Source organism: Paenibacillus sp. FSL H7-0690, assembly GCF_037980415.1.
Classification (GTDB): Bacteria; Bacillota; Bacilli; order Paenibacillales; family Paenibacillaceae; genus Paenibacillus_AQ; species Paenibacillus_AQ odorifer.
Window position 1 is genome coordinate 5,768,137 of the sequence record NZ_CP150281.1, and the last position, 13,946, is coordinate 5,782,082.

Here is a 13,946-nt window from a genome sequence, read left to right on the forward strand (position 1 = left end):
GTTGGTGGGGAATATATGAAGCTTGAAAGCAAGCGTATCGATCTAATACCTTTAACTGCCCCAGAGCTCTCGCTAGCAATAGATAACTATTCGGAGCTACAGCAACAATTAGGCTTAGCTGCCATCAGTGCGGCGCTTGATGATGAAATGCAATATGCTATGCAGATCAGGCTAAAAAAGGTGCAGCAGGACCCCGACCATTACCTATGGTTAACGAACTGGGCCATCGTTCATCGGGAAGATCAATGTATTATAGGATTCATTATCCTTAAAGGTTACCCGAATAAGAAAGGCGAGGTTATTCTAGGGTATGGGATTGATGAGAAATATAGAAGAAAAGGGTATGCAACAGAGGCACTACACACAATTAATGCATGGATCTTCTCCCATCCCCAAGCTGTCTATGTAATCGCTGACACTGAAAAAGATAATACAGCCTCCCACAAAGTATTGGAGCGTCTTGGCTCTGAGAGATACAAAGAAACTGAGGATTTAATCTGGTGGAGGATTTCTAACCCCCGAGCTCTCTGAGTAACGTGTGATTTCAAAGCCCTTGCGGCTATCTATAGCAGGATTACAACAAAAAAAGCACTGCCTTATGGCAGTGCATCTTTTAACTTTTCCCCCGCCTCGTGTAAAGACTGGAACGTCCCCGCATCACTCCACCAATCCTTAAGCACATCATAACTAAGTCTGCGATCAGCGGCGTATATATTATTTACATCGGTAATCTCCAGCTCCCCCCTCTTGGAAGGCGATACCTGCCGGATGATATCAAATACAGCTTCATCATACATATAAATACCAGTTACACAATAATTGGTCTTCGGATGCTCAGGCTTTTCTTCGATATAGGCAATCCATGCCGCATCTTGACTATCAAATACAGGTACACCGTATCTGCGCGCGTCCTCCACCGGCTTCAGCAACACCTTTGCAGTGCCCGCTGGCTGACGAAGATAACTCTCCACATAAGGCTTCAGATCATCCATAAAAAGATTATCCCCGAGCAATACAACAAATCGTTCCCCTGGGAAAATGAACCCTTCTGCTAAATCAAGCGCCTCGGCAATGCCTCCGGCAGCTTCCTGAATTTTATAGGTCAGAGATACACCAAATGCAGCACCGCTACCTAAAAAATCCGTGTACAGGCCAGCAGACTGCTTGCTTATGACCAGAAGAATGTCGGTAATTCCTCCCCGGCGAAGCCGGTCTATGCCGTAACAGACCATAGGATATTTGCCGACCGGAAGCAAATGTTTGTTCATAAGCCGGGTCAGCGGTTGAAGTCTAGATCCTGTTCCGCCCGCCAGTATGACTCCTTTCACTTACTTTCCTCCTCTTTATCTACGTCCTTTGCCTTCGGATCTGCACTTCATATAAAATTAATAGGATCTACATTCCATTTATCTATAAAGATCTTGCGATTTCGTTCCACCAGTTCTTGCAGTCCGGTATTGTAAACTTGCTTGAAACTTGCACTTCCTTCATGGTGCACCAAGCAATCCCCGGCGATAAGCAGCCGATATCCCTTTATCCTGGCGCGATAACAATAATCATCATCTTCGTAATGTCCAGGTGAGAATCTCTCATCCAGTAGACCTACGGAAGTTAGCAGCTCTCTTTTGAATAAAAAACATAATCCTACCAGCCGTCTCGTCTCCAGCCATTTCTGGGGATTTGGAAGGTTCGCCCTCTCAGCAGCCTGATGAAAACCTATCAGACCTTCATAATCGGTCTTCACCTGTTGACGTCCACTGGCATAGTTTGTGACTGGTCCAACAATACCTACATCAGGAGCACTATATAGAGCCCTCTTCAGATTAGTTAACCATCCTTGAGACACCACTACATCGTTATTCAGCAGCAGGACTTCATCACCTGACGCTAGCTGTAGCCCCAAATTGCATGCAGTTGGAAAGCCGCGATTGTCTGGCAATGAAATAAACGTTATATGATTCGCACGGCAATAGGTGTCTGTTCCGTCCGTTGAAGCATTGTCCACTACAATAATCTCATAAGGCGGTGGAGTGTAGGCACGAATAGATTCCACACAGGCCCGCAGCAAGGGCAGCGCATTGTAGGTTGGAATAATAATACTCGTCAGCGTCATATCCGATTCCTCCAAGCGGCTACCTGTCTGCGGTACTCACGCTGTGTTTCACTACTTAGCAGACCGCCAGCTTTTCGCCGGGAAAGAACCTCATGTAGAGCCTCAGCATGATCTCCTATGATCAGTTTTTCCACAGCATTTCCAACCCCTGTATTTGCCTTGCGCAGCCGATTATGTTTAATAACATTTACCGTTCCTACCTTCTCCACCCGTAACTTTTCTAATACAGAGCGAGCTTGGGCTTTAGGTGGAACCATTAATTCACGGTAGCCTATGGTCTCAAGCGCATGCCGCGAAAGCGCATGAGGAACAGCTGTCATAGAGCTAACCCCGAGATCGTACCTATCCAGAGCATAATTCAGAAACAGTTTGCTGCGGGTGACATCATCACATAATCCAAAGGAAGGCATCAGTGAGTCTAAATCATTAAGAGCTACATCAATTCCGCGATCTACAGCCGCCGTGAATGAAACGAGCTGAGAGGCCGGAATGACCATATCTCCATCCAGAAAAAGCAATATATCCCCGCGACTCAGCTTTGCACCGATAGCCCGGCCCACATCATGTCCGACAGACTCTGGGCAGTGTACTACAATGGCTTGACGATGTTGTCTAGAAATAGGAAAAGAGTTATCACTGCAGCCATTAAGTACGACAATAATTTCTGCAGGTTCAAGCCGTGCAACCTGATGCAGCAGACGGGACAAGGTCTGCTCCTCATTACGCGCGGAGATAATGACTGACAAAGTCCCACGTAACTTCGGTAATTTCAGAGTCTCCTTGCCTGCCTTCGATTGCCGAGACAGAAGCGGGCGAGCAGCAGCGTTGGCTTTTACAGAGCGATTGGCTGACCTGTGACGGATTGGGCGTTTCTTTGCCGTTCGAGCTGCTGTGCCTCGTAAAGTTGCAACCATCATCTCACCATCTCTCTGCGCCGGGCTCCGTCGCCAAAGCCCGCTCTGTTCCCCCGATGTTCCAGCAAGAGGGATACAGCCTCCATATGATCCGCTGTAATCAACTGCTGCAATGGATCTATGCCGTCTTCCTTGCGCCTCACCGCATTTAACTTCCCTACAGGTACTTTGTGAGCGGCTACCACATGCAGTCCACTAAGAATTGCCTGGGCATGCGCCAGTGGAGGACGTGATAATGAATCGCTCCCTAAAATATCAAGTGCTCTGCGGCTGATTGCGTGCGGAACTGCCGTCATCGAACATCCCTTCAGATCTGGACGGCCAAGCAGAATATTCAGTGCATGTTTAGACAGCACCACCGGATGGGGGGACAGCTTCCGGACCGGACCGGAATAATCATTAAGCGCTATGTCCACTCCACCACTAACAGCAGTGACGTAAGGACGCAGCCCCGAAGCAGGTATCACCAAATCTCCATCTGTAAACAATAGGATTTCTCCCTTGGCTGCCTCAGCTCCCACACTACGGCCAGCGTCGTGTCCAAGCGGCAACTCATAGGAAATAACACGCGCACCTAGCGATTGTGCAATCCCTGCCGTTTGATCAGTGGATCCATTCACGACCACAATTACCTCGCAGCGCGGGTGGACCCCTCTGGCTCCTGATATCACTCCCGCAATGGTCTGAGCTTCATTCATGGCTGGAATAATAACCGAAACATAGGGATTAGGATGGTTAACTATAGGGACTACAGCGACTTGCCGCACTGGGCGTGAAGTCCGCCGCTTCATCCGAGAGACCCGCCGCCCTGTGCGGCGGGCAGAAGTTCGTTTGGGCTTCATGCTCATCCACCTTCCTTACAGAGCCAATTCTTCAGGCTGAGGGTTACATCACAGTTTATGTACTACAACGCACAGGGTAACGGCAATTGTCTCCTGTCGTTCTGAAAACAGGACAAATGTACTCCCCACCAAACTTCGGCTTAGATACATTGCGCATAGCCAGCTGCCGCGGACACAACCTGCGGCGGTAACGAACGCAGTAACGCAGCAGGGGGATTAGGTTAGGACGCTATCGGACACAGCCGAATCCACAACGGATGATTATACTTTTGCGCTATCGGACACAACCGAATCCATAACGGATGATTATACTTTGGCGCTATCGGACACAACCGAATCCATAACGGATGATTATACTTTGGCGCTATCGGACACAGTTGCTCCTATTCGCCGCATTATCACACTTTTAGATTAATAACGGACTCCATAGCAGCTATTGGCATCAAAAGAACCCAATAAGGCTCTATTTCTATACAATAGCGTCACTAGAGTCCGAAACCAGCCTCAAAAGACAACAAACCTGCAAATAACGCCATTTGGGTCCGTAAGTAGTAGCAGATGTTTAGAGTACCAGGCTATCGGACAGAACCGCAGCCACAGCGATTGATTAAACCCGGCGATGCTGACAAGTACCGTTCCCCACCAAAAAAATAGAGCAGCGATCTCCAATAAGGAGATTCGCTGCTCTGCTGTTTTTAAGAGGAATTGCTTAAGGTTCAATCAAATACACGATCATCTGCTGCCGGTTTAGCTAAGGGAGCACCTATAGCAATCCAAGAGATAACCCCATAGAAATGCGGAGTTTCGCGCAACCGCACCACTTGAATCACTGCTTCTCCATTGGCTCTGCTCTTTAAGGAAGCATAGAAGTAAGGCTGATTGGTCATGGCAACAAGCACATAACCCGTATGCCCAAAGCTCTCATCAAACGATACGGTCACCTCTACACTCTCTGCATCCCCATTGAACATAAATGCTGTCATTCCAAACTGCTGTAGTGCTTCTCGCTTCCCAGCTGTCTGAATCGGACTGAAGGACAGATGATCTGTATTTACAGAGTTCGGTGCCAGATGAGTCCCGTTTACTGCACCTGGGGAAATATGATATTCCTGAACACTCTCTTCTTCCAGATGGCGGGCTTGAATCGCAAACGAAGAGATTTTGGATGCTACTACCGCTTCATCCTGAAGCTCTGTTGTCCCTACTGCACCTTCTGTCAGATGAGCGGACTCGATACTGCCTTCCTTCAGCTTAGCTCCGTTGATACTGCCATCCGGGAGCAGGGCTGAGCTGCGTGTTTCATCCGCAAGATGCTCTAATTTGATAATGCCAGGCTGCAAATGCCGATCTGCCACGATCTTGTCAGCAAGATGCTCTCCGTAAACACTCCATGGTTGTAAATGTGAAGAACTCACGGAGCCTTCAGCGAGTTTTTCTTCCGTAATGCTGCCATCCGGCAACAAATCCGCACTACGTACCTCTTCTGCCAAATGCTTCAGCGTGATGCTGTCCGATCGAATATGGCGGCCATCCACCGCATCCCCGGCCAAATGACCTCCAGAGACGCTGCCTTGGGCTAAATGGAAAGACTGAATCGTCGCGACTTCAATCTTCTCGCCTGTAATACTGCCTTCCGGCAATAAATCAGCGCTGCGCACTTCTTCTGCCAAATGATTCAGAGTAATGCTTCCAGCACGGATATGGCGGCTATCTACCGCATTCCCCCCTAAGTGTCCCCCATAGACACTGCCAGGAGCCAAATGGTAGGCAGTAATAGATCCACCCTCCAACTTTTTACCGGTAATGCTGCCATCCGGCAGTAACTCGGAGCTGCGTACCTCATCCGCAAGATGTGCTAGCTTGATCTCACCTTTTCCAATATGGAGACCTTCTACTGCAGACGGACTCAGATGAGTTCTATCCACACTTCCAGGCACTAGATGAATTGCTTCTACGGAGGCTTCCGCCAGCTTCTCCCCAGTAATGCTTCCGTCTGGCAGCAGTTCGGAGCTGCGTACCTCATCCGCCAGATGCGCTAGCTTGATCTCACCTTTTCCAATATGGCGTCCTTCTATTGCAGACGGACTCAGATGAGTTCCCTCCACGCTTTCAGGTACAAGGTGATTTGAATTTATGGATGCTTCCGCCAGTTTCTCCCCAGTAATGCTACCGTCTGGCAGCAAATTGGAGCTGCGTGTTTCTTCGGCCAAATGAGCCAGCGTGATCTCACCATATCGGATATGACGTCCTTCTATTGTGTCCGGACTCAAATGACTGCCATCTACGCTTCCAGGCACCAGATGATTAGAATTTACGGATTCTTCCGCCAACTTCTCCCGAGTGATGCTACCGTCTGGCAGCAAGTCAGCGCTACGTGTTTCTTCGGCCAGATGAGCTAACGTAATCTCACCTTTTCCAATATGGCGTCCTTCGACAGAACCTGAGCTTAGATGAACGCCTTCCACACTGCCAGGTACTAGATGATTTGAATTTACGGAAGCATGTGCCAGCTTTACTCCAGAAATACTACCGTCTGGCAGCAATTTGGAGCTGCGTGTTTCTTTTGCCAAATGAGCCAGTGTGATCTCACCGTATCGGATATGACGTCCTTCAACTGTGTCTGGGCCTAAATGGCTGCCATCCACACTGCCAGGCACTAGATGTATAGAACTTACGGATTCTTCCGCCAGCTTCTCTCTAGTAATGCTACCGTCTGGCAGCAGATCAGCGCTTCGGGTTTCATCGGCAAGATGAGCTAAGGTAATCTCACCTTTTCCAATATGACGTCCTTCGACGGAACCTGAACTCAGATGTCCGCCTTCCACACTTCCAAACACTAAATGAATAGAATCTACGGATGCTCCCGCCAGCTTCTTCCCGGTAATACTGCCTTCAGGCAGCAAGTCGGAGGTATATGCATCTGCAGCCAGATGAGCAAGCGTGACCTCACCCGGTAGGATATGTCGACCTTCTACAGAACCCGAGTTCAAATGGCTTCCGTTCACACTTCCAGGCAGGAGATGGTTGGAATCTACCGATCCTTCTGCCAGCTTCTCCCCAGTTATGCAGCCGTCTGGCAGCAATTCAGAGCTACGTACCTCTTCCGCCAGATGAGCCAGCGTGATCTCACCCGGTAGGATATGACGGCCTTCAATCGTATCGATACACAGATGGCTGCCGTCTACACTACCAGGTGAAAGATGCTGAGAATCCACGGCACCTTTTACCAGCTTAGAGCTATTAATACTGCCCTCTTGGATTTGAACTGCAGAAATAGAATTCGGAAGGATATGACCATTCCCGATAGACAACGGCCGGATATGCGCCCCACTGACACTGCCGGGATTCAAATGTCTACTTTGAACAGCACTTTCGCTTATGGTTTTCGAACTCACAGCATTTACCGACAAATGCTCCGCTTGAACTGCTGACGCCGCCAGTTTACTGGATTCTATGCTGCCGTCTGCAAGCTTAGCCGAAGTGACTGCTAAATCACTGATTTTATCCGTTGAGACACTTTCCGGTGAAAGCTTCAACGAGGTCACTGCATGATCGGCCAGATGATGAGGCTGCACGGCTCCTGCTGCCAGGTGAATTTCTCTCACCGCAGCGGAAGCCAGCTTATCTCCTGAAACTGAGCCCGACTGAATCGCAGCGGAAGTTACACTATTTTCACCAAGATGTCTTCGTTCCACGGCTCCCGTGGCCAAATGATCCTTATTTACCACAGCATCCTGCAATACACGGCCGCTCACACTGGCATCCGCCAGATGTTTTTCCTCCACTGTACAAAAAGCGATATGTTCACCACTGACTACTTCACGCGCAATCGTGCTGCCAATCACTGCACCCGCTGCCAGCTTAGCTGCATTTACACTTCCATCTGCCAACTTGGCTGAAGTAACGCTCTGTGCACGAAGATGCTCCCCACCCACAGATTCTGAAGCCAGCTGTTCTCCAGTCACAGCACCGGAAGATAAATGTTGAGTCTGAATAGCTTCTTCCTTGAGCTGCTCCGAGCCGACCGCTTCCGCAGCTATATGCGAATGATTCACTGCTTCGCGTTCCAGATGAATAGAAGTTATGGCTTGCATAGCAATTTGCGGTCCGCGAATGGCGGATTTAGCAATATGTCTTGTGGTCACTGCTTCGTCTGCCAGCTTATGTGGGAGAATGCTTTGGTCAGCAATTTTGGACGAGGTTACCGCTTGCTCCACTAGCTGCGCAGTCCCTACTGCACCCTCAGCCAGCTTTAAAAAAGAGATGCTGCGGTCAGCCAAATGCCGACTTGATATTTCGCCATCACCGATATGATTACCATTCACACTTTCTGGGCTTAAATGTACGCTTCTTACGACATCTGCACCAAGTTGCTTAGAACCTATAGCTCCATCAGCTAAATGCCCGCCTTCGATAATACCCGACTGCAGCTGTTCCTTACCGATCAATTTGCTGGCAAGCTGATCAGAACCAATCGCTCCCGGGGCCAGATGTCTGGCGGTTATCAAAGCGTCGCTAAGATGGCGGCCTTCAATGACAGCATCCGCTAGCTTTGAGCTGCTGATTTCACCATCAGCTATTTTATCGCCAGATACCGCTGCATCGGCCAGCTTGGAACGGTCAACACTGCCGTTTGCCAGGTGGCGGCTTGTGATGCTGCTGCTTCCTATTTTGTCACTAGTAACGGCTCCATCTTCCAGTAAATCCGCAGTAATAATCAAATCGCTTAAATGGCGGCTCTCAATAGCTTTATCTGCAATTTGACCGCCGCCTATAATCCGATCAGCCAGCTTCTCTGGACTAATACTGCCATTTTTCAGCTTCTCTCCACTGATCGAATGATCCAGCAGCTTACCGCCACTAACGCTTCCTTCTGCTAAATGCTCGCCCACTATCGATTCTGGTGCGATTTTTGCAGAAGTGACTGCCTTGTCCGCGATATTGATACTCTGTACAGCGTAATCTTGCAGCCAAGGTGTACCAATAATGCCGAACTTTAGCTTAGAACCGTCAATGGTACGTGGAGCGATTTTGGCTCCGGTCACCGCTGCATCCGAAAGATCATCTGTATAAACGGGCTGATAACGTTCTTTCTCTGGAGGAGCGAACCATACGGTTTCAGGAAGATTATCCGCCTGTTTCTGAAGCTGCGCTTCCTCTATAAGCTCCGGCTCCAATTGTAGAACTGGAGCAGAAGTTGGCTCCTCTAGAACGACTTCAGCTATTGCTCCCCCACTTACCTGAACTTCCGCGATCTCTGCTTCACTGACTCCGTCACTGTTATTCCCCGAGCTTCTAGAGCTGCTTTTGGTATCCAGCATACTCAGTTCCTCTTTATTGGGATTATCTACAAAATAGAGTCGTTTCTGTGGACTGCGCGGCTGCTTTTTTTTGGAACCCCTCACAAGCAGTCTCCTCCTTCCATCTAATGTTTCTCCTAGGCATCATATGCAGCGGTATGGGCTTATGACACCCTTTTGCGATGAGGCCTTCATAAGATTATGTATAAAAAAAGGCATCTGCCTTCGCGCATTCGTCCACCCTGACACGCGGGTACAAACATACTATGACAAGAGTAGAAAAAGCAGGGATCATGTAACCGATGAAACAGGAGGAACAAACATGGGGCATAAGCTCGTTGGAATATTACTAAATGCCGATATGCACCGGGGCGTTCCCCGGCTAAAAACAGGACAGGAGTCTCTATCCAACTATGAAGAGGCCGCGGCGGCATACGGTTTAGTCCCTTGCTTCCTGAAGCTCGCGGACATCGATACGGACACAGGCTTTAGTGCCGCCTATATAAAGGGAGCTAATGGATATAAAAGCGTAGTTGTTCCTACGCCTGCTGTTATCCATAACCGGGCAATATACAGCAAAAACAGCCCTGGAATGCAGCGTCTGCTGAAGCACTATCCCCTGATTTTCAATACATGTAATCGATACGGCAAAGATGAGATCCATCAGCTGCTTGAAAAAAATACGGAGCTTCGCGAATATTTACCCGTAACAACGAGAGTCTCAGGCCTAAAAGAAATGATGAATCTTTATCCCGATCTCATTCTTAAACCTTGCCGGGGAAGTATAGGGAATGGGGTCATGCGGCTGGTCCGCAAGGGAGCTCAGCGTTGGACCTTGAGCTACCTCTCCCCTTCGATGCAGCGCTGGAGAAGTATTCCCGTCAATCAGGCGGCGTTGCCACAAGCGCTCCGCGCACGCCTAACCTCCGTGCCTTATCTTGTACAAGAACGTATTCCCCTTGCTGAGATTGGAGGACGTCCCTTTGATCTACGCGTCACCGTTCAGCGCGGCTGGGGAGGAGATTGGCAGGTCACTGGGCTCTTCGCCAAACTGGCTGCCCCAGGGGGCTTTGTCTCCAATATAGCCCGCGGAGGAGAAGCGTTAAGCTCCTCCCTCGCGCTCGAAAAGGCCTTTTCAAGATCCACAGCGGCCCACATCCGTATGTCTGTCGAAATACTTAGCCTTGCAATCGCACGGTGTCTGGAGCAAGACCTTCCCGGACTGGCCGATATCGGACTGGATATAGGCATTACTAAGGACGGACGACTCTTCTTCATAGAGTGTAACGGTCGTGACCAACGCTACGGATTTCATAAAGCCGGCCTTACGGAAATTTGGAAAGACAGCTATCGCAGACCTATGGGATACGCGCGTTTTTTAATAGAAACGAACAGTACGGTATATAACAGTTATTGATTTGTCTCCTATTCTATGTCAATATAATGCAGAGCAGAGACGACCCGTATACAACCGTACTGCTGCATTATGGAAGGGAGATGGGCATGGTAAAACAATTGCTACGGCTGATGACCGAGCTATCCTCACACCGGTGGCTTTCACGGTTAATGGGATCTTTTTCTCATAGTAGAATCAGCCGTTTTCTTATCCCGGCATTTATTAAGACTTATCAAATCCCCTCCGCTCAAGCGGAGAAAAATCCTGGAGAATATCTCACTCTTAATGAGTTTTTCAGCCGCCGGCTGAAGCCGGGCATGCGGCCTATTGCAACCGACGCTGACGCTTTGGTTAGTCCCGTAGACGCAACGATTACTGCTATGGGTGACATTAACGCCGGTACGATTATGAATGTAAAAGGGCAGGATTATAAGATCGAGGATCTCCTTAATCACTCCCCGCATCTGGAGCTGTACAAGAAGGGTTTTTTCTTCGTTCTTTATTTGAGTCCTACCGATTATCACCGGATTCACTCTCCCCTTACCGGACAAAAGGTGGAGAGCGATTATATTCGCGGACGGGCCTATCCTGTCAACGATTTCGGAATGCGACATATGAAGGGTGTCCTGAACCGCAACGAACGTCTCATTACGTATATTGCCGGGAGTCACGGGGAAACCGCGGTAGTAAAGGTAGGCGCAATGAACGTCAGCAGTATCCGTTATACGGATGATACGGCTGCCGAGTGGCAAATAGGCGATGATCTGGCTTATTTTGAGTTTGGCTCCACCGTAGTGCTGCTCACGGAAAGCGGTACCTTTACCCCGAGACCCAAGCTTGAGGTCAACTCAAAGGTAAAAATGGGCGAACTACTGGGAACGTTGCATCGACCTTTGTAGGGAGATTTAGGCGAATTCCCAGAAAAATTAGAGGGTGCCTCAAAAGCCATGAAATGGCTGCTGGGGTGCCCTCTAATTTTGGGGACTTCGTGTGGAGCACAGTTGCGGAGGCGAACGCTCTAGCTATCGTCCAGCTATCACCTACCTATCGCTAGCCAACGTATACATATCGTCTAGCCATCGTACACCTATCGCTAGCCATCGTACACCTATCGCTAGCTATCGGACCCAGCTGACCTTATACGCGGCTTTTTCGCACATTTGCAATTCTATCGGACTCCACCGCAGCTATTGGCATGAAAAACACCCTATTTGCGCTAGATCTTAGGCAATAGCGGCGCTGGGGTCCGAAACTCCGCCCAAATGGCGATAAATGGGCAGATAGCGGCGGCTGAGTCCGTAAGCATTTGCAGAGCTTTGGTCGAGGCTGGTCGAGCGTTAGTGTAGACTAGTCGAGTGTTAGTTGAGAGCTGGTCGAGAGCTGGTGGAAGGTGTGTGCTCGCCGCTATCGGACCCAGATGACCTTATACGCGGTTTTTTCACACATTTGCGATACTATCGGACTCCACCGCAGCTATTGGCATGAAAAACACCCTATTTGCGCTAGATCTTAGGCAATAGCGGCGCTGGAGTCCGAAACTCCGCTCAAATAGCGATAAATGGGCAAATAGCGGCTGCTGAGTCCGTAAGCATTTGCATAGTGTTGGTGGAGGTTGGTCGAGCGTTAGTTGAGGGCTAGTCGAGAGCTGGTGGAAGGTGGTCGAGCGTTAGTTGAGGGCTGGTCGAGCGTTGGTCGAGCGTTGGTCGAGAATCAACGGAAAGTTGGTGAAAGGTTAGCCTCAGCGCTATCGGACCCAGATGACCTTATACGCGGCTTTTTCACACATTTGCAATTCTATCGGACTCCACCGCAGCTATTGGCATGAAAAACGCCATATTAGAGTCGATTCTTGGGCAATAGCGACGCTGGAGTCCGAAACTCCGCTCAAATGGCGATAAATGGGCAAATAGCGGCTGCTGAGTCCGTAAGCATTTGCAGAGCGTTGGTGGAGGTTGGTCGAAAGTTAGTTAAGGGCTGGCCGAGAGTAAGTTGAGGACTAGTCGAGCGTTAGTGGAGGGCTGGTGGAGCATTGGTCAAGATCTACGGAGAGTTGGTGGAACGTTAGCATTCAACGCTATCGGACCCAGCTGACCTTAAACGCGCCATTTTCGCACATTTAATTGGTCACAAACACACTAATAACAAAAAGGACAGCCCCAAGGCTGTCCTTTTATCTTTTCATGTAACCCACCTATTACACCTGTTGCGCTTATTTAACCTTTACGCCCCGTTTTGCTTATTACTGTACACCCGTCATACTCAATACACCTGCTACGCCTATACGCTTACTACACGCCAATTACACATGTCCCTGCTTAGCAACATCAAGCGCCTTGGCCGCTACCTGTTCCGGATCTCCTAGATAAAAGCGACTGATAGGATTCATGTCCTCATCCAGTTTGTACACGAGCGGTACTCCTGTAGGAATATTGAGCTCCAGTAATGCCGCTTCATCAATATCCTCCATAAATTTAATCAATGCACGCAGCGTATTGCCGTGGGCTGAGATAAGCACCCGTTCTTTTTTACGCAAAAGAGGTACGATCCGGTTTCCCCAGAAATCGCCTACACGATGTACAGTGTCCTCCAGGCTCTCTCCACGCGGGATATCTCCCGGACGAACACTGCTGTAGCGAATATCGTTTCTGGCATACCTAGGATCATCAAGCTCCAGCAACGGGGGTCTCACCGATAAACTCCGCCGCCAGATATGCAGCTGCTCATCTCCATATTTTAGTGCTGTCTCGCTTTTACTTAATCCCTGCAATGCCCCGTAATGGCGTTCATTCAATTTCCAAGACTTTTGCACGGGAATCCACAGCAAATCCATCTCATCCAGTACATAGTTAAGAGTTTTAATCGAGCGTCTGAGTACCGAAGCAAAAGCCAGATCAAATGTATACCCAGCGTCCTTCAACAGCTTACCAGCAGTCTTTGCCTCTTGGATACCCTTCTCAGTTAAATCCGGGTCACTCCAGCCTGTGAACAAATTCTGTACATTGTACTGGCTCTCACCATGACGTATAAGTACGATTTCGTACATTTTCTCTCTCTCCTTCCAACTATGAACCTTATATATTCTACCGACGAACAACATTATGCGAAACGTATCGCAGAAAGCTCTCACCTTAGTAATAACCCAATCGTAGAAATAAATATCTACCGCTACCTCATAGTTAGGCCAATTAAACATCCTCAAAGGTACGTGAATGAGGCGTGCATGGAGCGTGAATGGTGTGTGGATATTGCGGTAAATGAGCGTACGCTTCATTGCAGAATGTGCAACAGAAAATCTTAACTTTCACTTGAAGATACATTACATTGTACTTCGTGCAATAGATTATCGTGATAATCTCTAGAAAGGCTGTTTCTCCTGAATTT

9 protein-coding genes are annotated in these 13,946 nt (G+C 48.9%); 3 read left to right on the top strand and 6 right to left on the bottom strand.

Annotated elements, in window-relative coordinates; genetic code table 11:
• Positions 1-15 precede the first annotated feature (15 nt).
• The gene (locus MHI32_RS25385; protein WP_076219588.1) at positions 16-531 is read left to right on the top strand and encodes a GNAT family N-acetyltransferase; all 516 of its coding nucleotides are present in this window, start codon (positions 16-18) and stop codon (positions 529-531) included.
• 65 nt (positions 532-596) lie between these two features.
• Here MHI32_RS25385 and MHI32_RS25390 read toward each other — a convergent pair whose 3' ends face one another.
• The 5 genes from MHI32_RS25390 to MHI32_RS25410 all read right to left on the bottom strand — a co-directional run bounded on the left by MHI32_RS25390 (position 597) and on the right by MHI32_RS25410 (position 9,274).
• Positions 597-1,328 (bottom strand): sugar phosphate nucleotidyltransferase, encoded by a 732-nt coding sequence (locus tag MHI32_RS25390; protein ID WP_076208710.1) that lies wholly within the window; start codon positions 1,326-1,328, stop codon positions 597-599.
• Between the two features lie 47 nt (positions 1,329-1,375).
• A complete protein-coding gene (locus MHI32_RS25395) occupies positions 1,376-2,113 on the bottom strand; it encodes a glycosyltransferase family 2 protein (RefSeq protein WP_076142551.1) in 738 nt (245 codons plus the stop codon).
• Positions 2,110-3,030, bottom strand: a complete 921-nt coding sequence (locus MHI32_RS25400; RefSeq protein WP_111505479.1) for a glycosyltransferase — start codon at positions 3,028-3,030, stop codon at positions 2,110-2,112. Before MHI32_RS25400 ends, MHI32_RS25395 begins: the two co-directional genes overlap by 4 nt.
• On the bottom strand, positions 3,027-3,869 hold the full coding sequence (locus MHI32_RS25405) for a glycosyltransferase (RefSeq protein ID WP_249267796.1): 843 nt from the start codon (positions 3,867-3,869) through the stop codon (positions 3,027-3,029). Before MHI32_RS25405 ends, MHI32_RS25400 begins: the two co-directional genes overlap by 4 nt.
• 716 nt (positions 3,870-4,585) lie before the next feature.
• Positions 4,586-9,274 carry a WIAG-tail domain gene (locus MHI32_RS25410; protein ID WP_340011226.1) on the bottom strand — a complete coding sequence of 1,563 codons (4,689 nt, stop codon included), beginning with the start codon at positions 9,272-9,274 and terminating at the stop codon, positions 4,586-4,588.
• Between the two features lie 217 nt (positions 9,275-9,491).
• On the opposite strand from MHI32_RS25410, the gene MHI32_RS25415 reads away from it, so the two are divergent.
• A complete protein-coding gene (locus MHI32_RS25415) occupies positions 9,492-10,586 on the top strand; it encodes a YheC/YheD family protein (RefSeq protein WP_076219591.1) in 1,095 nt (364 codons plus the stop codon).
• 86 nt (positions 10,587-10,672) lie between these two features.
• Complete coding sequence (gene asd, locus MHI32_RS25420; protein WP_076130450.1) at positions 10,673-11,464, top strand: archaetidylserine decarboxylase; 792 nt, start codon at positions 10,673-10,675, stop codon at positions 11,462-11,464.
• A gap of 1,400 nt (positions 11,465-12,864) precedes the next feature.
• Here the strand turns inward: asd and gpmA are convergent.
• Positions 12,865-13,608 (bottom strand): 2,3-diphosphoglycerate-dependent phosphoglycerate mutase, encoded by a 744-nt coding sequence (gene gpmA, locus MHI32_RS25425; protein ID WP_076141983.1) that lies wholly within the window; start codon positions 13,606-13,608, stop codon positions 12,865-12,867.
• Positions 13,609-13,946 lie beyond the last annotated feature (338 nt).

What these genes read in the sequence shown, in the direction of transcription:
- MHI32_RS25405 (WP_249267796.1), bottom strand. Translation starts at nt 3,869, where the DNA reads ATGAAGCCCAAACGAACTTCTGCCCGCCGCACAGGGCGGCGGGTCTCT.
- MHI32_RS25415 (WP_076219591.1), top strand. Translation starts at nt 9,492, where the DNA reads ATGGGGCATAAGCTCGTTGGAATATTACTAAATGCCGATATGCACCGG.
- asd (WP_076130450.1), top strand. Translation starts at nt 10,673, where the DNA reads ATGGTAAAACAATTGCTACGGCTGATGACCGAGCTATCCTCACACCGG.
- MHI32_RS25395 (WP_076142551.1), bottom strand. Translation starts at nt 2,113, where the DNA reads ATGACGCTGACGAGTATTATTATTCCAACCTACAATGCGCTGCCCTTG.
- MHI32_RS25385 (WP_076219588.1), top strand. Translation starts at nt 16, where the DNA reads ATGAAGCTTGAAAGCAAGCGTATCGATCTAATACCTTTAACTGCCCCA.
- gpmA (WP_076141983.1), bottom strand. Translation starts at nt 13,608, where the DNA reads ATGTACGAAATCGTACTTATACGTCATGGTGAGAGCCAGTACAATGTA.
- MHI32_RS25400 (WP_111505479.1), bottom strand. Translation starts at nt 3,030, where the DNA reads ATGATGGTTGCAACTTTACGAGGCACAGCAGCTCGAACGGCAAAGAAA.